The following is a 19,277-nucleotide window of genomic DNA, read 5'->3' as shown; positions in this document are numbered from 1 at the left end:
GGGTGGGCGTGGCGTACCCCGACGGCGTGCTGCGTCGTGGCGAGCACGTGCTCGCCCACCGCCGCCCGCACTGGCGCATGCTCGTCGTCCCGGCGCTCGTGCCGCCCGCGGCGGTCTTCGTCGCGGCCCTGCTCGCCGGGCTGGCCGACGCGGTGCCCAGCGCCACCACCCGCACCGCGGTGCGCCTCGCGCTCGTGCTGCTCGCCGTGGTGGCGGTCGTGTGGCTCGCCGTCCTGCCGCTGGTGCGCTGGCGCTTCACCCACCTCGTCGTCACCGACCGGCGGGTGCTGGTGCGCGAGGGCGTCCTGACCCGGGAGAGCGTCGACGTCGCCGGCGCGACCATCACCGGGGTCCGCACGCGCTCGAGCGGGCTCGAGCGCCTGCTCGGCGCGGGCACGCTCGTCGTGGCCACGGCGGGCACCGAGGAGCCGTGGGAGTTCGCCGGCCTCGGCGACGTGGAGGCGCTCGCGTCGCTGGTGGAGGGCGTCGCCGACGAGCGCGGGGGGCTGGACCGGGCGGCGGTGGCACCGGCGGTCGCGGAGGACCCCGACGACCCCGAGGACGCCGAGGAGGACGCCCGGGACGACTGGGGGTCGTGGGACGACGACCCCGACGAGGAGCCCGAGTCGGGGCCCGTCAGGCGGGGTCGCTGGCGGCGACGCCGGGACCGTCGGGCCGGCGCCGCCCGAACATCCCGGTGAAGCGGGCCCGGAACACCGCGGTGTCCTCCCGGGTCAACGTGCCGGTGAGCGTGATGAGCCCGACCTCCGGGCGGCTGCGCGAGGTCCGGGCGGCGACGATCTCCATCGCCGCGTCGAGGCGGTCGCCGGGGTAGACCGGGGCCGGCCAGGCGATCTCGTCGCCGCCCGGTGAGCCCAGCGACGCCGCGCGGGAGAGCACCCCGTCGACGTAGCAGCGCATCCACAGCGACGCGGTGAACCATCCCGACGCGCACAGCCCGCCGAGCATCGAGGCGCGGCCGGCCTCCTCGTCGAGGTGGAACGGCTGCGGGTCGAAGCGGCGGTTGAAGGCGAGCATCTCGTCGCGGTCGACCACCGCCGTGCCGAGCTCGATGGTCCGTCCGGCCGGCAGGTCCTCGAAGTAGATCTCGGGCGCGCTCACGGCCGGATCGTGCCAGCACGGAACCGTCCGCGCCCCGGCTGCGTCGAACCCCGTGTGCGAGCCGAGGAGCTGGGCCGCTGGCTGTCGGCCGCCGGGGTGGTCACGGCGGCGGTCAGCGTGGGCGCGGAGGCCGACCGGGCGTGGTGCGTGCGCGCGACGCCCGGCACGGACGACGGGGCGGACGAGGGGACCTGGGAGGTTTTCTGGTGCGAGGGTGGTGGCCGGTTCGAGTGGACGCGGTTCGACGACGAGTCGGCCGCCTGCTTCTCGCTGTTCGGGCGGCTCGTGTGGGCGCGGCTCGCCGCGTCGGGGGCGTCCTAGCGGCGCACCAGCGCGAGGGCGGCGTCGTGCAGCAGGCCGTTGGTGGTCAGCGAGTCGCCCCCGTCGGGCCGGGTGCCGCCCGCGAGGTCGGTCAGCCGGCCGCCGGCCTCCTCGACGAGGACCTGCGCGGCGGCCAGGTCCCAGGTGTTGGCCTCGGGCTCCACCGCGGCGTCGAGCACGCCCTCGGCGACGAGGCAGTGGTGCCAGAAGTCGCCGAACGCCCGGCTCTCCCAGCACGCGCGGGTGAGCGCGAGCCACTGGTCCTGGCGGCCCAGCGTGCGCCAGTGGTCGAGGTCGGTGGTGGAGACGTAGGCGTCGGCCAGGTCCCCGACGCCCGACACGGCCAGCCGGCCCTCCTCGACGCCGCGGGCGGGGTCGCGGGTGAAGGCGCCCTGCCCGGCGGCCGCCCACCAGCGCCGGCCCAGGGCGGGGGCGCTGACCACGCCCACCGTGGGCCGCCCGCCCTCGACGAGGGCGACGAGGCTCGCCCACACCGGCACGCCGCGGGAGAAGTTCTTGGTGCCGTCGATCGGGTCGATCACCCACACCCGCCCGGCGCCGAGGTCCCCGCCCCGCTCCTCGCCGAGCACGGCGTCGTCGGGGCGCTCGGTGGCGAGCAGCGCGCGCAGCCGGTCCTCGCAGGCGGTGTCGGCGTCGGTGACGGGGGTCCGGTCGGGCTTGCGCTCGACGCGCAGGTCCGCGGCGCGGAAGCGGGGCAGGGTCACCGCGTCGGCGGCGTCGGCCAGGGCGAGGGCGAGCGCGAGGTCACCGGTGGTCGTCACGGCGGGCGATCGTGCCAGGGCCGCGGACCGGGAGGCGCAGCGCAGCGGAGCCCGACCCGTGTCGCCGCAGGTCTACTGTGGCGGTGTGACCATGGTGCTGCTCGTCGAGGACGACGCGGCGATCGCCGGACCGCTCTCGCGCGCACTGCAGCGGGAGGGGTACGAGGTCGACGTCGTCGGCGACGGCCAGGCCGCGCTCCACCAGGCGGGCGTGTCCGGGCCGGACCTCATGGTGCTCGACCTCGGGCTGCCGGGGATGGACGGGCTGGAGGTGTGCCGCCGGGTCCGGGTCGACCAGCCCGACCTGCCGGTGCTGATGCTCACCGCCCGCACGGACGAGGTCGACTTCGTGGTCGGGCTCGACGCCGGCGCGGACGACTACGTGGGCAAACCCTTCCGCCTCGCCGAGCTCCTGGCCCGGGTGCGGGCCCTCCTGCGCCGCCGTGCGCCCGAGGTGCTGGAGGCCGGCGGCGTGCGCCTGGAGCCGTCGGCCCGGCGCGTCACGGTCGACGGCGCCGAGGTCGGGCTGGCCAACAAGGAGTTCGAGCTCCTGCGGGTGCTCATGGCCCACGCCGGGCAGGTGGTCTCCCGCGAGGAGATCCTGCGCGAGGTGTGGAACGACCCGGAGATGAAGACCTCGAAGACGCTCGACATGCACATGTCGTGGTTGCGCCGCAAGCTCGCCGACGACGGTGGCAACGGCGGCAGCGTGGGCCGGCGCATCAGCACGGTGCGCGGGGTCGGGTTCCGCTTCAACACCTAGGCCGAGCCCGTGCGGCGCCGAATCCTCGTCTCCACGCTCATCGTCGTCACGATCACCGTGGCGGTGCTGGGCGGCCCGCTGGCGCTCACGACGTGGCGGCTGGTCGAGGACTTCACGCGCGCGGACATCAACTCCCGGCTGCGCCAGGTGGTCGCGACGCTGGACGACCAGGTGTCGGTCGACCGGCCGGTCGACCTGAGCGCGGTGGGGATCGCGGTGCCGCCCGGCGGCTCGCTGGTGGTGCAGACGCCGCGCGGGGTGAGCACGCTCGGGGTGCCCGCGCCGGGAGGGACGATCAGCGAGACGCTGCCGTTCGGGCTCTCGGGGTCCGCGGTGCTCTCCGAGCCGGTCGCCGAGATGCGGGCGCGGCAGCTGCAGGCCGTGGCGCTGGTGGTCGCGGCGGTGGTGCTGTCGGTCGCGGTGGGCGCGGTGGTGGCGACGCTGACCGCGCGGCGGCTCGCCGACCCGCTCCAGCAGGTCGCCGGCCGCGCCGCCCGTCTGGGCGCGGGCGACTTCCGTCCCGCGCCGCACCGCCACGGCATCCCCGAGCTGGACCGGGTGTCCGACGTCCTCGACTCCTCGGCCACCGCGCTCGCCGAGCTCCTCCAGCGCGAGCGCGACCTCGTGGGCGACGTGTCCCACCAGCTGCGCAGCCGCCTCACCGCGCTGCAGCTGCGCCTCGACGAGCTCTCGTCCCACCCCGACGAGTACGTGGCCGCCGAGGGGGCGGCCGCCCTCGAGCAGGCCGAGCGGCTCAACGAGGTCCTCGACGAGCTGCTCGCCTCGGCCCGCGAGGCCCGGGCCGCCGGCGCCGCGCCCATCGAGGTCGCGGGCGAGCTGGAGGCGGTCGCCGAGGAGTGGCGCGACCCGCTGCGGGCCGAGAACCGCGCGGTCCGGGTGCGGGCGCCCGAGGGGCTCGTCGCCCGCGCGACCTCGGGCCGGTTCCGCGAGGCGCTCGGCGTGCTCGTCGACAACGCGACCCGCCACGGCCGGGGCACGGTCACGCTCACCGCGCGCCTGTCGGACAACGACACGATCGTCGTCGAGGTCGGCGACCACGGCGACGGCGTGCCGCCCGAGCTCGCCCCGCACGTGTTCGACCGCGGGGTGTCCGGCGCGGCGTCCACCGGCGTCGGGCTCGCGCTGGCCCGGGCACTGGTCGAGGCCGACGGCGGGCGCCTTGAGCTGGCCCGCACCCGCCCGGCCACGTTCGCCGTGTTCCTGCCCGTGCCGCGCACCGACCGCACGGTCGCCGCGCCCCGGCCGCTGCCCTCGACCGGGCCCCGCTGAGGTCGCGGCCGCTCTCACGCCCGCGCGCCGACCACCGCCCGGCACGCCTCGACGTAGGCCCGCACCGCGGGCCGGCGGTCGTCGGCCCGCCACGCGAGCACGAGGGCGCACGGTGGCAGGTCGGTCACGGTGGCGACCGTGACGCCGTCCCGGAGCAGGGCGCCGGCGTTCCCCGCGGCCAGCAGCACGACGCCGCGGCCGTCGATCAGCGCCTCGTGGGTCTCCTCCACCGTGCGGACCTCGGCGCCGACGCGGGCCGGGCGACCGTCGCGGTGCTCGTCCGCGAGCCAGCGCGCCCGCAGCGGTCCCGCTCCGGGCGGCAGCGCCAGGAACGCCTCGTCCCGGACGTCGGCGAAGGCGACCGACGCGCGGCCGGCGAGCCGGTGGCCCGGCGGGAGGGCCACCACCACCGGCTCGCGGGCGAGCTCGACCGTCCGCACCCGCCCGGGCACCGGTGCCCAGACGACGGCCACGTCGCTCGTGCCGTCGGCGAGGCCGGCGGTGGGGTCGTCCCACGCGACCGTGCGCACCCGCGGGTCGACGCCGGGCACGGCGGCCGAGGGGTCGGTGAGCCGTGAGCGCACCGCGGGCAGCAGGCCGCGCCCGACGCCGGTGCTGACGCCGACCACGAGGCGCCGGTCCGCGGCCGCGACGTCGCGCGCGGCGCGGTCGCTGCGCTCCAGCACGGCCTGCGCGTGCGGCAGCAGCGCCTCGCCGGCCGGCGTCAGCTCCACCCCGTGCGGCAGGCGCCGCAGCAGGACCGCCCCCACCTGGCGCTCGAGGACGCGCAGCTGCTTGCTCAGCGCGGGCTGGGACACGTGCAGCGCCGCGGCCGCGCGGGTGACGTGGCGCTCCCGCGCGACGGCGACGAAGTAGCGCAGGTCGCGGAGGTGCACGTCCATAGCCGATGGTGATCGCAGCTGGTCTTGGACGTCCAGCCCGCCCCGGCGCAGGGTCGGGGCATGACCTCTTTCCCGTCGCGCGTCTGGCTCGTCACCGGTGCCTCGAGCGGGTTCGGCCGCGCGATCACCGAGGCGGCCGTGGCCGCCGGCGACACGGTCGTCGCCGCGGCCCGGCGCACCGGCGCGCTCGCCGCCCTCGCCGACGCCCGCCCCGGCCGGGTCGAGCCGCTCGCGCTCGACGTCACCGCTCCCGCCGCCGACCTCACCGCCGCCGTCGACGACGTCGTGGCCCGCCACGGACGCCTCGACGTCCTGGCCAACGTGGCCGGACGGACGCAGGTCGGCGCGCTGGAGGAGACCACCGAGGACGAGCTGCGCGCGCTGTTCGACCTGCACGTCACGGGACCCGCGCTGCTCACCCGGGCGGCGCTCCCGCACTTCCGCCGGCAGGGCTCGGGGGCGGTGGTGCAGATGTCGTCGGTCGGCGGCCAGGTGTGCGTGCCCGGCTTCGGCGTCTACTGCGCGACGAAGGCCGCGCTGGAGGCGCTCACCGAGACGGCCGCCCTCGAGTGCCCCCACGTGCGGTTCCTCGTCGTCGAGCCGGGGGCGTTCCGCACCGAGCTGTTCCGTCCGGGCGCGGCCGTGCTCTCGGCCCCGATGCCCGAGTACGAGGCCACCGTCGGCCCGACCCGGGCGTTCGTCACCGGCGGGGACGGCACCCAGCCCGGCGACCCGGACAAGGCGGCGGCCGCGATCCTGCGGGTGCTCGCCGCCGACGACGCGCCGCTGCGGCTGCCGCTGGGCGCCGACGCCGTCACGGGCATCCGTGCGCGGCTGGGGACGATCGCCGCCGACCTCGACCGCTGGGAGGAGGTGTCGACGTCGACGGACCGCGACGAGGGGTGAGCTACCGCGGGCGGTGGTGGCGCACCAGCGCCACGGTGACCTCAGTGAGGTCCTCGGCGTCGAGCTCCTGACGCCGACCGTGGGCCTCGGCCCGCGCGCGGCCGGCCGGATAGGGTCCGTAGGTGTCGGCGGCGCCGGTGACCGGGTCGAGGACCAGCACCATCAGCCCGTCACACTGGTCGAGGTCGTCGGGTTCCAGCAGCGGACCGACGGGGACGCTCCGGCCGGCGGCAGGGCGGCGCGGGCACGGCATCTTGGGCACAGCGATCCTCCTCCGCGTCCTGAGGCCCGACCCCAACCGAACCCCCGGTCGGGCGGTACCGACGGTATCAAGAACCTTGGAACTCCCCGCGCGTTCGGGCGACGACCGGACCGTCACCGGAGACCGACGGTCGTGGCGCGCGCCACCGGGGGGACACGCGTGACGTCCGTCGGGGGAGGGTCGTACCCCCGAACGGCTCCCCAGCGTGGTCGCCGGGTCACGGTCGGGCACCTCAGCGCAGGGGCCCGACCTCGTCCGGGAACACCCACCGGCGGAACGCCCACCACCGGAACACCATCGCCAGCAGCGTGCCGACGACCTGGGCGCTGACGAGATCGGCGACGTGCTCGGTCAGCGTCGACACCTGGGGCGTCGCGAGGTCCAGGACGTAGCGGGAGACGCCGAGGGGAGCGGCGTTGAGGCCGAGCGCGACGCCCGACACGGCGAAGTACAGCAGCGCCTCGTGGGGGCGTCCGCGCCCCCCGCGCAGCCGGAAGGACCACTCCCGGTTGAGGACGTAGCCGACGATCGTCGCGACGAGGACGGCGACGACCTTGGCGGTCACCGGCTTCGGCTCCAGCACCGTCGACTTCGCCGTGACGAACACGGCCGTGTCGACCACGAAGGTGATCGCGCCGACCGTCGCGAACTTGACCAGCTCGCCGTGCCGCTCGGCCAGCCGGGAGACCACGCCCCGCACGCCGGGCGCCGTGGCGCGGTCGTCGGTCACCGCCCGGAGTCTAGGGACGCCTCCCGCGCCGTGGGGTCGGTCGGGCACCCCAGCGCGGCCGGGCCGATCACCGGCAGGCGCGTGGTGACGAAACAGCCGCCGGCCCCGCCGGGCGCCGTCGGGGGTGCTGACGTGCGCGTCACGGTCCGCGGCGAGGGGGCCGGCCGGTGGTGCCGGGCGGGCTCGGTCGCGCGGCTCGTCGTCGGCGCGCGGCTCGCCACCGGCGTGTCGTGCGATCGAGCCGGTGGCCCTATCGGCGTGCTCCCCTCGATCTGACGCTGTGAACGCCAGCCTGGACGCCACGCTGGCCCACCCCGTGCGCCGTCCGGGGGAGCGGGGGCGAGGCCCGGGAGGGCCAGGGCCGCGTCGGGGCCCGGGACGGGGAGCGCCGGGACGGGCACGGGCGGCACGGGCGGCACGAGCGGTGCGACCGGCGCGGCGATCGCCGGCGGGACCACCGCCGGCTCGGTGACGTCGCCGACCACGAACGCCGCGACGCCCACCACGCCGGCCAGGCCCAGGACGCCCGCGGTGCGCCGGTGCACGGCGGCGGCGGGCAGGGCGTCGAGCACCCCGAGCGCGCCGCCCCCGGCCACGGCCAGCTCGGCGGCGCTCGCGTCGAGGGCGAGCGGGCCCGTCGAGCCCCGCGACGCCAGGTAGCCCATGAGGCCCGCGCCGAGCACGATCGGCGCCACGACGGCGCGCAGCATCCCGGAGTTGACGTCGCGCAGCTCGTCGGCCAGGGCGCGGCACTCGGCGCACTCGGCGAGGTGCTCCTCGACGCGGCGGGCCTCGCGCGCCGCGAGCCCGCCGCGCGTGTAGGCGCCGAGCCGCTCGCCGGTCTCGCGGTGCCGGCGGTCCCAGCGCCCGGACGACGACGCGAGGTGCTCCTGCAGGTAGGCCTGGCGCAGGCCCTCCCGCGCGCGGTAGCCCAGCGCCGAGACGGCGTTGGGGGACAGCCCGAACAGGGGCGCGATGTCGGCCGGGGTGTCGCCCTCGACCTCGAGGTGCCAGAGCACGGCCTGCCAGCGCTCGGGGAGGGTCGCGAACGCCCGCGCGGCAAGCGTGCGCTCCAGGCCGGCGAGCGCCGGGTCGGTGAACGGGACGACGGTGCCGTCTGGGTCGACGCCGTGGACGTCGGTGAGGTCGTCGGTGAGGTCGAGACGACGCTCGGCGCGGGTGCGGTCGTAGGCGAGGTGCCGCACCGAGGTGAGCAGGTACGCCCGGAACGCCTCGGTGGGTCCGCGGCCGGCGCGCAGCACCTCGAGCATGCGCGTGAAGGCGCCCGCGACGAGGTCGTCGGCGTCGGCGGGGGAGCGCGCGAGCTGGCGGGCCAGGGCCTTCGCCGAGTGCTCGTGGCGGGCGTAGAGCGTCGCGAACGCGGCGGTCGAGTCCTGGTCCGCGCCCCGGCCGCGCAGCCGGGCGATGAGGTCGGCGTCGCTGCGCGGGTCCTCGCCGGGTCCGTCCGCGGGCTCCCCGGGACGCGCGCCGTCGTCGACCGACACGCCACCACCCCCTCACCCGACCGGCCGAGTGTCGCTGCCCCCGTACGGCCGAAACGGTGACCGTCACCGTCATGGGCGACGTCCCCGCGCGTCTCCGGGGGAGAGTCAGCGAGCCGCGAGCAGGGGAGTGCGCCGGGGGATGGACGTCAGCAGGGACGGGTCGAGCGCCGGACCCGCCGCACCGATCGACGCCGAGCGCGCCGTCCCGCGCGGTGCGACGGCCCGGCCCGCCCGCGCGCAGGCGCTGCGCGAGCGGTGGTTCGCCTGCAGTCGCGCGCTGGGCTGGGCGGCCGCCGCGGAGTGGCCCGACCCGGCGGTGGACGCGGTGTGCGCGGTCGCACCGCCGCGGCACCCCGCGGGGCCGTCGCGGGACCGGGCCGTCGAGGGCGCGCTCGGCCGGTGGGCCGGCGCGCGGGCCGGGGCGGGGGTCGGGCTGGCCGAGACGCTCACCGACCTGGCCGCGCTCAGCACCGCGGTCTCGGGCTCCGGGGGCGCCGACGGCCCGGCCGTCGTCGACTCCCCGCGCGGACCGGCAGCGGCCACCCGGTCCGCCGCCGGCCGGCACCCGCAGGGCCCCGACGGCGTCCGGCTGCTGCGCGCCGTGTCCCTGGCCTGGACCGACGTGGCCTGCGGCGACCTCGCCGAGACGGCCGCGGTCGACCCGCTCTCGGGCCTGGCGAGCGTGCGCTACCTGCGCACCCGCCTCGCCGAGGTCTACCGCGCCGCCCGCGCCCACGGCCGCGCGGTGGGCGACGGCCACGCGCTCGTCGTCCTCGCCCTCGACGTCGCCGACTGGCGCCGCGTGGCCCCGCTGTCCATCGCCGGCGAGGCCGCGGGCGTCGTCTTCGACGCGGGCGAGTCGATCGCGGTCGTCGGGCGCGGGACGGTCGTCGTCCTGGCGCCGCGCGAGGGCCTCGCCGAGCGTGCGGCCGTACTGCGCCGCCTGCTGACCCGCCGGCTGGCCGCCGTCGAGGGCGTGCGGGGGGCGCCGTCGGTGCGGATCGCCCGGCTGCCCGCCACCCACGACGGGGCCTGCGCGCTGCTCGAGCGGCTGCGCGGGGAGGCGCCGTCGGCGGACCCGCCGGACCCCGCGTAACCTGCTCCGACCGTGGACGAGCGCACCGGTCTGCCCGTGGTGACGATGATCGGCGGCGGGCAGCTGGCGCGGATGACCCACCAGGCCGCCGTGGCGCTGGGACAGTCCCTCCGCGTGCTCGCGACGGGCCCCGGCGAGCCGGCCGCGCTGGTCGCCCCGGACGTCGTGCTCGGCGACCACCGCGACCTCGACGCCCTGCGCCGCGCCGCCGCCGGCGCCGAGGCCGTCACGTTCGACCACGAGCACGTGCCCGGCGAGCACCTGCGCGCGCTGGTCGCCGACGGCCACACCGTCCACCCCGGCCCGGACGCCCTGCTCCACGCGCAGGACAAGCTCGTCATGCGCCGCCGGCTCGCCGAGCTCGGCGAGCCGGTGCCCCCGTTCGCGGCGGTGGCGGGCGTCGACGACGTCACGGGGTTCGCCGCCGAGCACGGCTGGCCGGTGGTGCTCAAGGCCGTCCGCGGCGGCTACGACGGCCGCGGGGTCTGGGTGCTCGACGACGCCGGGCAGGCAGCCGCCACCGTCGACGAGCTGCTCGCCGCGGGGACTCCGCTGATGGTCGAGCAGCGGGTGCCGCTGCGCCGAGAGCTCGCGGCCGTGCTGGCCCGCTCGCCGTTCGGGCAGGCGGCGGTGTGGCCGGTGGTCGAGACCGTGCAGGAGCAGGGGATCTGCACCGAGGTCCTCGCCCCCGCCCCGGGCCTGGACCCCGAGCGCGCCGAGGCGGCCGAGGAGCTCGCGCTGCGCATCGCGGACGCGCTCGGCGTGGTCGGGCTGCTGGCGGTGGAGCTCTTCGAGACCGACGGTGTCGACGGGGGCGGGCTGGTGGTCAACGAGCTCGCCATGCGCCCCCACAACTCGGCGCACTGGACGATCGAGGGCTCGACGACCTCGCAGTTCGAGCAGCACCTGCGCGCGGTGCTCGACTACCCCCTCGGCGCCACCGCGACGACCGCCCCGGTGACGGTCATGGCCAACGTCCTCGGCGGCGACCCGGTGCCGTCGATGCGCCTCGACGAGCGCCTGCACCACACCTACGCGCGCTTCCCCGACGCCCGCGTGCACCTCTACGGCAAGGGCGAGCGCCCCGGCCGCAAGATCGGGCACGTCACCGTGCGCGGGGACGACCTCGACGCCGTGCGCACCCGCGCCCGGCTCGCCGCCGACCACCTCTCCACCGGCGTGTGGAGCGACGGATGGGACCCGCACGCATGACGAGTACTGCGCCCCCCGTCGGCATCGTCATGGGCAGCGACTCCGACTGGCCGACGATGCGGGCCGCGGCCGTCGCCCTCGACGAGTTCGGTGTGGCCTGGGAGGCGCGGGTGCTCTCGGCGCACCGCACCCCGCGCGTCATGCTCGACTGGGCCGCCGCGGCGGCCGGGCGCGGGGTGCGGGTGGTGATCGCCGGCGCGGGCGGCGCGGCGCACCTGCCCGGCATGGTCGCGTCGGCCACCGTCCTGCCGGTGATCGGCGTGCCGGTGCCGCTCGCGCACCTCGACGGCATGGACTCGCTGCTCTCGATCGTGCAGATGCCGGCCGGGGTGCCGGTGGCGACGGTGTCGATCGGCGGGGCGCGCAACGCCGGCCTGCTCGCGGTGCGGATCCTCGGCGCGTCCGACCCGGAGCTGGCGCGGGCGATGGAGCGGTTCCAGGCCGGGCTCGCCGAGAGCGTCGCCGCGAAGGACACCGCGCTGGCCGCCCGGGCACGCGAGGAGGCTCAGGAGGGCCCGAGCGGCGCGGTCAGGTAGCGCTGGATCGTCGCGCCGTAGACCCCGATCAGCAGCTCGCGGTCGGCGGCGGCGAGCTCGGGCAGCGCGAGGATCTGGCGCGCCACGAGGATCCCGACGATCTGGGAGGCGCACAGGTCGGCGCGCAGCCGCGGGCGGTCGGCCTCGATGGCCGCGGCGACGCGGTCGAGGATCGCCTCGCCGAGGAACTCGCGCATCATCCGGGCCGCGTCGGGATGGCTCACGGCCGAGCGCACCAGCCCGAGCATCGGGTTGGCCTCGCCCAGCTCGTCGATGACACCGATCAGGAAGCGGACCAGCCGCTCGCCCAGCCCGTCGATCCCCGGCCCGACGAGGTGGGGGACGACCTGCGCGGGGTCGAGGGGGAACTCCATCGCCGCCACGAACAGCGCCTGCTTCGTGCCGAAGTAGTGCATGACCAGCGCGGGGTCGACGCCCGCGTCGCCGGCGATGGCGCGCACCGTCGCCCCCCGGAAACCCTCGCCGGCGAAGCGCGCCCGCGCGGCGTCGAGGATCGCGGCCCGCGTCCCGGAGTCACCGGGGCGCCGCCCGCGACGTCCCGCTCCCGTCGGCTCCACGGCGGCGATCCTACCCACTTCTCAACACTCGTTGATTTCTGGCGCCGACGGGTCCACACTCGTTTTCAACAGACGTTGAGATCAGTGGAGGTGGGGACGATGGAGCGCACGACCTGCTGTGTGGTCGGGGGCGGCCCGGCCGGGATGGTGCTGGGGCTGCTGCTCGCGCGGGCCGGGGTCGAGGTGACGGTGCTCGAGAAGCACGCGGACTTCCTGCGCGACTTCCGCGGCGACACGGTGCACCCCACGACGCAGGACCTGCTCGCCGAGCTGGGCCTGGGCGAGCGGTTCGCCGCGCTGCCGCAGAGTCGGCTCGACCGCGTCGGCTTCCCGGTGGACGACTCGGGGGAGCTGCTCGTCGTCGGCGACCTGCGCCGGCTCGCGGGGCGCACCGAGCACCCCTGGATCGCGATGGTCCCGCAGTGGGACCTGCTCGACCTGCTCGCCGACGCCGCCGCGCAGGAGCCGACGTTCACGCTGCGGATGAGCACCGAGGTCACGGCGCTGTGCCGCGACCCCGACGGCACCGTCACCGGCGTCGAGTACCGCACCGCCGACGGCGCCACGGGCACGCTGGCCGCCGACCTCACGGTCGCGTGCGACGGGCGCGGGTCGACCGCCCGCGCCGATGCCGGGCTCGAGGTCATCGACTTCCCCGTCCCGATGGACACCTGGTGGTTCCGGCTGCCGCGCCGCGCGGACGAGGAGATGGCGGCGCTCACCCCGCGGATGGGTCCCGGGCGCTTCGCCGTGGTGATCCCGCGCGAGGGGTACCTGCAGATCGCCTACATGATCCCGAAGGGGCAGGACGCCGCGCTGCGGGCGCGGGGCATCGACGCGTTCCGGGCCGAGATCGCGCAGGTCGCGCCGGACCTCGCCGACCGCGTCGACGCGCTGGAGAGCATGGACGACGTCCAGCACCTCGACGTGCGGCTCGACCGGCTGCGCCGCTGGCACGTCGACGGCCTGCTCTGCCTCGGCGACGCCGCGCACGCGATGTCGCCGATCGGCGGCGTCGGGATCAACCTGGCCGTGCAGGACGCCGTCGCCGCGGCGACGCTGCTGGCGGAGCCGCTGCGGGACGGGCACGTGACGGGGGACGACCTCGACCGCGTCCGGCGCCGCCGGCTGCTGCCCACCGTCGCCGTGCAGACGCTCCAGCGGCTCATGCACCGGGGGATCATGGAGCCGGTGATGGCGGGCCGGGCGGGCGGTCCGCCGCGGCTCATCCGCCGCCTGGCCGCCCGGTTCCCCGTGGTGACGACCGTCCCGGCCTACCTCATCGGCATCGGGCTCCGCCCGGAGCACGCCCCGTCCTTCGCCCGGCGGGCGCCGGCGCCCACTCCCGCGCACCAGGGGTAGCCGGAACCACACCGGTCGGGTGGTCGCGGACCCCCACAACGGTAGGACGTCCGAGTATCCTCGCCACGGAACGCCGCCGTGAGTGGAGGAACGCCGTGGACCCGGACTTCGACCTGTACAGCCTCGGCGAGGAGCGCGACGCGCTGCGCGAGTCGGTCCGTGCGCTCGCCGAGAAGGAGATCGCGCCGCACGCCGCCGAGGTCGACCAGCAGGCGCGCTTCCCGGAGGAGGCGCGCACGGCCCTCACCCAGGCCGGCTTCCACGCGATCCACATCCCCGAGGAGTACGGCGGCGAGGGCGCGGACTCCGTGGTGGCCTGCATGGTCATCGAGGAGGTCGCCCGGGTCGACGCGTCGGCGTCGCTCATCCCGGCGGTGAACAAGCTCGGGTCGACGCCGATCATCCTGTCGGGCTCCGAGGAGCTGAAGCGGCAGGTCCTGCCGACGATCGCGTCGGGCGAGTCGATGATCAGCTACGCGCTCTCGGAGCGGGAGGCGGGCTCGGACACCGTCTCGATGCGGACCCGCGCGCAGCGCGACGGCGACGACTGGGTGCTCAACGGCACCAAGTGCTGGATCACCAACGGCGGCGTCTCCGACTGGTACACGGTCATGGCGAAGACCGACCCGGACAAGGGCGCCAACGGCATCTCGGCGTTCGTGGTGCACCGCGACGACCCGGGCTTCTCGGTGGGGCCGAAGGAGCACAAGCTCGGCATCAAGGGCTCGCCGACCACCGAGATCTACTTCGAGAACTGCCGCGTCCCCGGCGACCGGATCATCGGCGAGCCCGGCACGGGCCTCAAGACGGCGTTCGCCACGCTCGACCACACCCGTCCCACCATCGGCGCGCAGGCCGTCGGCATCGCCCAGGGCGCGCTCGACGCCGCGGTCGAGTACGCCCGCGACCGCCACCAGTTCGGCCACGCGATCGCCGACTTCCAGGGCCTGCAGTTCATGCTCGCCGACATGGCGATGCACACCGAGGCCGCCCGCCACCTCGTCTACGCGGCCGCCGCCCGCGCCGAGCGCGGGGACAAGATGGGCCTGATCGCCTCGGCGTCCAAGTGCTTCGCCTCCGACACCGCGATGTCGGTGACCACCGACGCCGTCCAGGTCTTCGGCGGGGCCGGCTACACCGTCGACTTCCCGGTCGAGCGGATGATGCGCGACGCCAAGATCACGCAGATCTACGAGGGCACCAACCAGATCCAGCGCATGGTCATGGCGCGGGCGCTCCTCAAGAAGTAACGACTCCGACAAGAAGTAACCCGTTCGGAGTACTGCTCACGGAGCGTGCGCAGCGCTAGCCTTCTCGGGCGAAACAGTCCGCGGGCGAGCGCGGTCTGCCATGACGTTGCGTGAGAGGTCTCCCCATGCAGTGGTACCTGAAGGTGCTCAAGCAGTACGCCGACTTCAGCGGGCGTGCGCGGCGCACCGAGTTCTGGATGTTCGTGCTGTTCAACGTCCTGATCTCGATCGTCCTGGCGCTGATCGACAGCCTCCTCGGGTTCGGGAGCTTCTCCGGCAGCGGCAGCAGCGTCGCGTTCAGCAGCGGCCCGCTCGGCGCGATCTACTCCCTCGCGGTGCTCGTCCCGTCCCTGGCCGTCGGTGCCCGGCGGCTGCACGACATCGACCGCACCGGCTGGTGGCAGCTCATCGCGCTGATCCCGCTGATCGGGGCGATCGTCCTCATCGTCTTCTGGGCGAGCGAGGGCAACCGCGGCCCGAACCAGTACGGCATGGACCCGAAGCAGGACGCGGCCGGCGGCTACCCGCAGGGCGGCTACCCGCAGGGCGGTGAGCCGCAGCAGGGCTACCCGCAGCAGGGTGGCTACCAGCAGGGTGGCTACCAGCAGGGTGGCTACCCGCAGCAGGGTGGCTACCCGCAGCAGGGCGGTTACCAGCAGGGCGGCTACCCCCAGCAGGGCGGCTACCAGCAGCAGCAGTACCCGCAGCAGCCGCAGGCCTGACGCTCCACGACACGAACGGCGCCCTCGCTGCTACGGAAGCAGCGAGGGCGCCGTTCGTTCGTCTCAGGGCGCGGTGAAGGGGCCGTCGGCGGCGAAGGCATACTCGGCGAACCGTTCGCCCACCAGGCGGTGGGTGGCCGCGTCGGGGTGCAGGCGGTCGGGCAGCGGGAGCGTCGCCGCGTCGGCCTCGCCGTAGAGCTCCCGGCCGTCGAGGTGGTGGAGGTTCGGGTCGCCGGGCGCGCGCTGGGCGACGACGCGGGCGAGCTCCTCGCGCACCACCCGCAGCGTCAGCCGGCCCGCGGGCACGTCGGCGGGGTCCCCGGTGGCGCGGAAGACCATCGTGCCGTCCTCGGTGAGGTCGACGGCGCCGGGTCCCGGGGTGTCCTCGTGGATCGGGCAGAGGATCGGGGAGACGAGCACCAGCGGCGTCGTGGGACGTGCCTCCCGGATCGTGTCGAGGAAGCCGTGCACCGCGGGCCCCAGCGCGCGCCGGCGCATGAGGTCGGCGTTCACGAGGTTGATGCCCATCTTGATGCTGATGACGTCGGCCGGGGCGTCGCGGATCGCGCGGGCCGTGAACGGGTCGAGCAGCGCGCTGCCCCCGAACCCGAGGTTCACGAGGTCGACGCCGCCGGCCGCCGCGGCCAGCGCGGGCCACGTCGTCGACGGGCTCGCGGCGTTCGACCCGTGGCTGATCGAGCTGCCGTGGTGCACCCACACCCGGCGATCGGCGGGCGCGGCCGCCACCGGCACGTCGGTGCGCAGCGCGACGAGCTCGGTGACCTCGGTGTGCGGCAGCCACACCTCGACGCGCTCGCCCGCGGGGACGTCGTCGAAGCGCACCGTGCCGACCGGGCCCGGCTCGGTCTCGGTCTCCCCGGTGGTGGGGTCGAGGCGCAGCACCTTGCCGCCCGTGGTCCCGGCCTGAGCGACCAGCCGGCCGTCGACGCGCAGGTCGTAGACGCCGTCGGGGCGCAGCGGCAGGCCGCGGTAGCCGACGCGGGTGCGCACGGTGTCCAGCTCCAGCGCGCGGACCGGGCCGCGCAGCACCAGCCGCACCCCGGACGGCTGGGCCTCGGCCATCGCGATCTGCCCCCTATCGGCGTGCTGCATCGAATTCACCTGCGCGCGGGCCCGCGCGGGCAGGCGGTGGGGGAGCAGGCCGTCCGGGGTGCGCTCCAGCTCCAACGCGCCGCGCAGGAGCTCCGGGGTGATCTCGGTGGTGATCACAGCTCTCGCGTGACCTTCTCCGTGCCGGCGCGGCGCGCCTGGTCGCCGGCGGGGTGGCGCACCTGCACCAGGGAGGCGCCCGCCGCCAGCACCGCGAGGAAGCCGTCGACGAGGCCGCCGGCGGTCGCGACGGGCCACTCGGCGGTCGAGAGCACGCGGTCGTCCGGGCCGAGGCCCAGCTCGGCCGCGCGGGACCGGGCGGTGGCGACGACGGTCGCGACGTCCGCGCCCGCGAGCGCCGGGCCGTCGTCGGGCACGGGCGCCAGCGGGTCGAAGTGGTCGCCGTGCACGCGCACCTCGGTCGCGTAGTCGACGGCGCCCGCGGGCAGGCGCTCGCCCAGCCCCTGGCCGAAAGCGTCGAGCGAGAAGCCGACGACGACACCGGCGCCAGCCGCGGCGTCGAGGTGCTCGGCGTCGGCCAGCGCCACCTCCGCGCCGGCGGCGTCGGCGACGACCTCGGCCCCGCACGCCCAGACCGCGCAGAGCGCCGCCGCGGTCTGCCAGTGCGCCGGCAGCAGCACGGCCACCGGGGCGCCGGGCTCGACGTCGCACTCGTCGCGCAGGAGGTTGGCGGTCTTAGCGACCCAGTTGCCGAACGTGGCGCCGGAGAGCTCGATGCGCTCGCCGGTCGCGTCGTCGTAGAAGGTGATCAGCGGCCGGGCCGGGTCGCCGGCCAGGAGCGGGGAGAGCAGCGCGTCGGTGACGGTCATCGCCCGGTCACGCTAGTCGACGCAGGGGACGCCCTCGGCGGTGATCGCGGGCGGGGGCGGCGGCACCGGCGAGCTCGTGCCGTCGGTGCCCTCGGCGCCGTCGGTGCTGTTCGCGGCCAGCGGCGAGGGCGTCGGTGCCGCACCCGGGCCGCGGTAGTCGGCGGCGAGCACGACGCGCACGCTGTTCGGCGCCACCGACGGGTCGAAGCGGGTCGGCAGGTCGCCCAGGCTGTGCGCGACCCGCGCGCCCGCGGCGTCGCCCGCCGGGCCGAAGAGCACCTCCGAGCGCGCGGCCGGGGTCAGGGCGTTGTCGGCGGTGGTGCGGGCGTAGCCCTGGGCCGAGAGCACCGCGACGACGCGGGCCGCGGCGCCCCCGGTGCCCGAGGCGTTGAGCACATCGACCGGGATCGTGGCGGGCGCCGGGCCGTCGTCGCGCGCCTGCTCCTCCTCCGGGCCGATGGCGTCGCTGACGAAGCGCTGCACGGCCCGCGGGTCGACGTCGAGCACCTCGCCGCGGCCGTCGACGTTGCGGGTGCCGTTGGTGGGGATCGTCAGGAACGCGACCGCGCCCGCGCTGACGTCCTGCATCTGCTGGCCGAAGCGCAGCAGGTCCCAGTTGCCGTCGAGCACCACGGACTGGCGCACGGCGTCGAGCAGGCGGGTCAGCGTCAGCGGGTCGGCGAGCGTCCCCGACGAGAGCACCTTGTGCGACATCGACGCGAGGAACGCCTGCTGGCGGCGGATGCGGTCGAGATCGCCGTTGGGGAGGCCGTGGCGCTGGCGGACGAACGCGAGCGCGTCGTGACCGGCGACCGTGCGGGGCCCGGCGGGGAAGTGGGCGCCGGAGAGGTCGTCGTCCACCGGGTTCTTCAGGCACACGTCGACGCCGCCGATGGCGTTGGTGAGCGTGTAGAAGCCCATGAGGTTGACCTCGGCGTAGTGGTCGACGGTCAGCCCGGTGAGCTCGGCGACGGCGCGCACGAGCTCCTGGCGCCCGGCCTCGGAGGAGCGGACGTCGACGTCGCGCGGGTCGGTGTCGCCGGCCTGGACCAGGCGGTTGGCCTCGTCGGCCTTCGCGCCCGGGTACGCCGAGTTGATCTTGTCGCGGCGGAAGGCGCCGGGGATCGAGACGTAGCTGTCGCGGGGGATCGAGAACGCCACCGCGCGGCTGCCGTCGTTGGGCACCCGGACGAGGATCATCGTGTCGGTGTTGACGACGCCGTCGGCGGCGCCGGCGCCGATCGCGGCCAGCGCGTCGGGCGGCAGGGGGCGGCCCTGCGCGTCGGTGCGGCTGTCGACGCCGACGAGCAGGATGTCGGTGGCGCCGTCGGCGGCGTCGCCGACCGCGGAGTCGCCCAGCGCGCTCGAGGTCGTGCCGAGGGTGCCCGACAGCGCTGCCCACGCGGTGCCCGAGAGCGCGAAGACGAGCACCGACGCCACCACGAGGGCCGTGCGCAGCGTCCGGCGGCCCGTACGGCGCCCGCCGGGCTCGTCGGGCACCTCCCGCACCGGGCGCGGGCGGCCGGGCGGCCGCGGCGGCGGGGGGCCCGGACGGCCCCGGTCACGGTCCCGGTCGCGCTGGGGCCGGCGCTCGGGCCGGGGCTCGCGCACGGTCCGGTCGTCGCGGCGGTCCCGGGGGTCGCGCTCCCGGGGATCCCGGGGCTCGCGGGGCGGTGGCCGGCGGAGGCGGCCGGGCCGGTCGGTGCGTTCGGTCCGCTCGTCGCCCCGGGCGCCGGCGGACACGGTCGACACCTCGGCGAGGTCGCGGCGGCGCAGCCGCGTCGCGCCCTCCGCCGGACGGCGCGGGCGGCGGTCGGGCTCGGTGACGTGGTCGTCGGGCAGGGGCGCCCCGGCGTCGTCCACCGGTGGGCCGCCCGCGCGCCCGGGGCTGCGCCGCGCGGCGGACGGGCCGTACCGCCGGGCGGGGTCACGGCCGGGTCGACCGGGGTCGTCACGGTCCACGGCCCCGCCTCCCTCCGCCGCTCGGGCCCGTCCGGG

At 76.5% G+C, this 19,277-nt stretch carries 21 protein-coding genes; 11 read left to right on the top strand and 10 right to left on the bottom strand.

The window, feature by feature from the left end; genetic code table 11:
* Positions 1-8 precede the first annotated feature (8 nt).
* Positions 9-701 carry a PH domain-containing protein gene (locus tag ABD994_RS17005; protein ID WP_345417275.1) on the top strand — a complete coding sequence of 231 codons (693 nt, stop codon included), beginning with the start codon at positions 9-11 and terminating at the stop codon, positions 699-701.
* Here the strand turns inward: ABD994_RS17005 and ABD994_RS17000 are convergent.
* Positions 637-1,122 carry a MaoC family dehydratase gene (locus tag ABD994_RS17000; RefSeq protein WP_345417272.1) on the bottom strand — a complete coding sequence of 162 codons (486 nt, stop codon included), beginning with the start codon at positions 1,120-1,122 and terminating at the stop codon, positions 637-639. The two genes, ABD994_RS17005 and ABD994_RS17000, sit on opposite strands and share 65 nt — an antisense overlap.
* Positions 1,123-1,176: 54 nt before the next feature.
* Here ABD994_RS17000 and ABD994_RS16995 point away from each other — a divergent pair, with 54 nt between their 5' ends.
* The gene (locus ABD994_RS16995) at positions 1,177-1,443 is read left to right on the top strand and encodes a hypothetical protein (RefSeq protein WP_345417269.1); all 267 of its coding nucleotides are present in this window, start codon (positions 1,177-1,179) and stop codon (positions 1,441-1,443) included.
* On the opposite strand, the gene hisN is transcribed toward ABD994_RS16995, so the two are convergent.
* The gene (gene hisN / locus ABD994_RS16990; protein ID WP_345417266.1) at positions 1,440-2,225 is read right to left on the bottom strand and encodes a histidinol-phosphatase; all 786 of its coding nucleotides are present in this window, start codon (positions 2,223-2,225) and stop codon (positions 1,440-1,442) included. The genes ABD994_RS16995 and hisN overlap by 4 nt on opposite strands.
* An 85-nt stretch (positions 2,226-2,310) precedes the next feature.
* Between hisN and ABD994_RS16985 the strand changes: the two genes are divergently transcribed.
* Together ABD994_RS16985 and ABD994_RS16980 are read left to right on the top strand one after the other, a co-directional pair.
* Entirely contained in the window at positions 2,311-2,988 is a 678-nt protein-coding gene (locus ABD994_RS16985; RefSeq protein ID WP_345417263.1) for a response regulator transcription factor, read from the top strand.
* A gap of 9 nt (positions 2,989-2,997) precedes the next feature.
* Positions 2,998-4,278 carry an ATP-binding protein gene (locus ABD994_RS16980; protein ID WP_345417260.1) on the top strand — a complete coding sequence of 427 codons (1,281 nt, stop codon included), beginning with the start codon at positions 2,998-3,000 and terminating at the stop codon, positions 4,276-4,278.
* 14 nt (positions 4,279-4,292) lie between these two features.
* On the opposite strand, the gene ABD994_RS16975 is transcribed toward ABD994_RS16980, so the two are convergent.
* Positions 4,293-5,180, bottom strand: coding sequence for a LysR family transcriptional regulator (locus ABD994_RS16975; RefSeq protein WP_345417257.1), 888 nt, complete (start codon positions 5,178-5,180; stop codon positions 4,293-4,295).
* 60 nt (positions 5,181-5,240) lie between these two features.
* Here ABD994_RS16975 and ABD994_RS16970 point away from each other — a divergent pair, with 60 nt between their 5' ends.
* A complete protein-coding gene (locus ABD994_RS16970; RefSeq protein ID WP_345417254.1) occupies positions 5,241-6,086 on the top strand; it encodes an SDR family NAD(P)-dependent oxidoreductase in 846 nt (281 codons plus the stop codon).
* 1 nt (position 6,087) lies between these two features.
* Here the strand turns inward: ABD994_RS16970 and ABD994_RS16965 are convergent, their stop codons facing one another.
* The 3 genes from ABD994_RS16965 to ABD994_RS16955 all read right to left on the bottom strand — a co-directional run bounded on the left by ABD994_RS16965 (position 6,088) and on the right by ABD994_RS16955 (position 8,583).
* Positions 6,088-6,348: a hypothetical protein gene (locus ABD994_RS16965; RefSeq protein WP_345417251.1), complete on the bottom strand. Its 261-nt coding sequence runs from the start codon at positions 6,346-6,348 to the stop codon at positions 6,088-6,090.
* Between the two features lie 232 nt (positions 6,349-6,580).
* Positions 6,581-7,078 (bottom strand): GtrA family protein, encoded by a 498-nt coding sequence (locus ABD994_RS16960; protein ID WP_345417248.1) that lies wholly within the window; start codon positions 7,076-7,078, stop codon positions 6,581-6,583.
* Positions 7,075-8,583 carry a sigma-70 family RNA polymerase sigma factor gene (locus ABD994_RS16955; protein WP_345417245.1) on the bottom strand — a complete coding sequence of 503 codons (1,509 nt, stop codon included), beginning with the start codon at positions 8,581-8,583 and terminating at the stop codon, positions 7,075-7,077. Before ABD994_RS16955 ends, ABD994_RS16960 begins: the two co-directional genes overlap by 4 nt.
* A 139-nt stretch (positions 8,584-8,722) precedes the next feature.
* On the opposite strand from ABD994_RS16955, the gene ABD994_RS16950 reads away from it, so the two are divergent.
* From ABD994_RS16950 to purE, 3 genes are read left to right on the top strand one after another with little or no spacing between them, the layout of a single operon-like run.
* The gene (locus ABD994_RS16950; RefSeq protein WP_345417242.1) at positions 8,723-9,679 is read left to right on the top strand and encodes a GGDEF domain-containing protein; all 957 of its coding nucleotides are present in this window, start codon (positions 8,723-8,725) and stop codon (positions 9,677-9,679) included.
* A 12-nt stretch (positions 9,680-9,691) separates the two neighbouring features.
* Positions 9,692-10,891 carry a 5-(carboxyamino)imidazole ribonucleotide synthase gene (locus ABD994_RS16945; protein ID WP_345417240.1) on the top strand — a complete coding sequence of 400 codons (1,200 nt, stop codon included), beginning with the start codon at positions 9,692-9,694 and terminating at the stop codon, positions 10,889-10,891.
* Positions 10,873-11,427, top strand: a complete 555-nt coding sequence (purE, locus tag ABD994_RS16940; protein WP_345417237.1) for a 5-(carboxyamino)imidazole ribonucleotide mutase — start codon at positions 10,873-10,875, stop codon at positions 11,425-11,427. Before ABD994_RS16945 ends, purE begins: the two co-directional genes overlap by 19 nt.
* Here the strand turns inward: purE and ABD994_RS16935 are convergent.
* Positions 11,397-12,005, bottom strand: a complete 609-nt coding sequence (locus ABD994_RS16935; RefSeq protein WP_345417234.1) for a TetR/AcrR family transcriptional regulator — start codon at positions 12,003-12,005, stop codon at positions 11,397-11,399. The two genes, purE and ABD994_RS16935, sit on opposite strands and share 31 nt — an antisense overlap.
* A 99-nt stretch (positions 12,006-12,104) precedes the next feature.
* Between ABD994_RS16935 and ABD994_RS16930 the strand changes: the two genes are divergently transcribed.
* The 3 genes from ABD994_RS16930 (at position 12,105) to ABD994_RS16920 (ending at position 15,339) form a co-directional block, all read left to right on the top strand.
* Positions 12,105-13,367 carry an FAD-dependent oxidoreductase gene (locus tag ABD994_RS16930; protein WP_345417231.1) on the top strand — a complete coding sequence of 421 codons (1,263 nt, stop codon included), beginning with the start codon at positions 12,105-12,107 and terminating at the stop codon, positions 13,365-13,367.
* A gap of 95 nt (positions 13,368-13,462) precedes the next feature.
* Positions 13,463-14,617 carry an acyl-CoA dehydrogenase gene (locus tag ABD994_RS16925; RefSeq protein ID WP_345417228.1) on the top strand — a complete coding sequence of 385 codons (1,155 nt, stop codon included), beginning with the start codon at positions 13,463-13,465 and terminating at the stop codon, positions 14,615-14,617.
* Positions 14,618-14,742: 125 nt separating this feature from the next.
* Positions 14,743-15,339, top strand: coding sequence for a DUF805 domain-containing protein (locus ABD994_RS16920; RefSeq protein WP_345417225.1), 597 nt, complete (start codon positions 14,743-14,745; stop codon positions 15,337-15,339).
* A gap of 63 nt (positions 15,340-15,402) precedes the next feature.
* Here the strand turns inward: ABD994_RS16920 and ABD994_RS16915 are convergent, their stop codons facing one another.
* Genes ABD994_RS16915 through ABD994_RS16905 form a run of 3 tightly spaced genes read right to left on the bottom strand, consistent with a single transcriptional unit; the run spans position 15,403 to position 19,241 of the window.
* Positions 15,403-16,569, bottom strand: a complete 1,167-nt coding sequence (locus ABD994_RS16915; RefSeq protein WP_345417223.1) for a GDSL-type esterase/lipase family protein — start codon at positions 16,567-16,569, stop codon at positions 15,403-15,405.
* On the bottom strand, positions 16,566-17,279 hold the full coding sequence (locus tag ABD994_RS16910) for a TIGR03089 family protein (protein ID WP_345417220.1): 714 nt from the start codon (positions 17,277-17,279) through the stop codon (positions 16,566-16,568). Before ABD994_RS16910 ends, ABD994_RS16915 begins: the two co-directional genes overlap by 4 nt.
* A gap of 12 nt (positions 17,280-17,291) precedes the next feature.
* The gene (locus tag ABD994_RS16905; RefSeq protein WP_345417216.1) at positions 17,292-19,241 is read right to left on the bottom strand and encodes an LCP family protein; all 1,950 of its coding nucleotides are present in this window, start codon (positions 19,239-19,241) and stop codon (positions 17,292-17,294) included.
* Positions 19,242-19,277: the final 36 nt, after the last annotated feature.

The organism is Actinomycetospora chlora, from assembly GCF_039542135.1.
Classification (GTDB): Bacteria; Actinomycetota; Actinomycetes; order Mycobacteriales; family Pseudonocardiaceae; genus Actinomycetospora; species Actinomycetospora chlora.
This window is presented reverse-complemented; position numbering and strand designations above follow the sequence as displayed.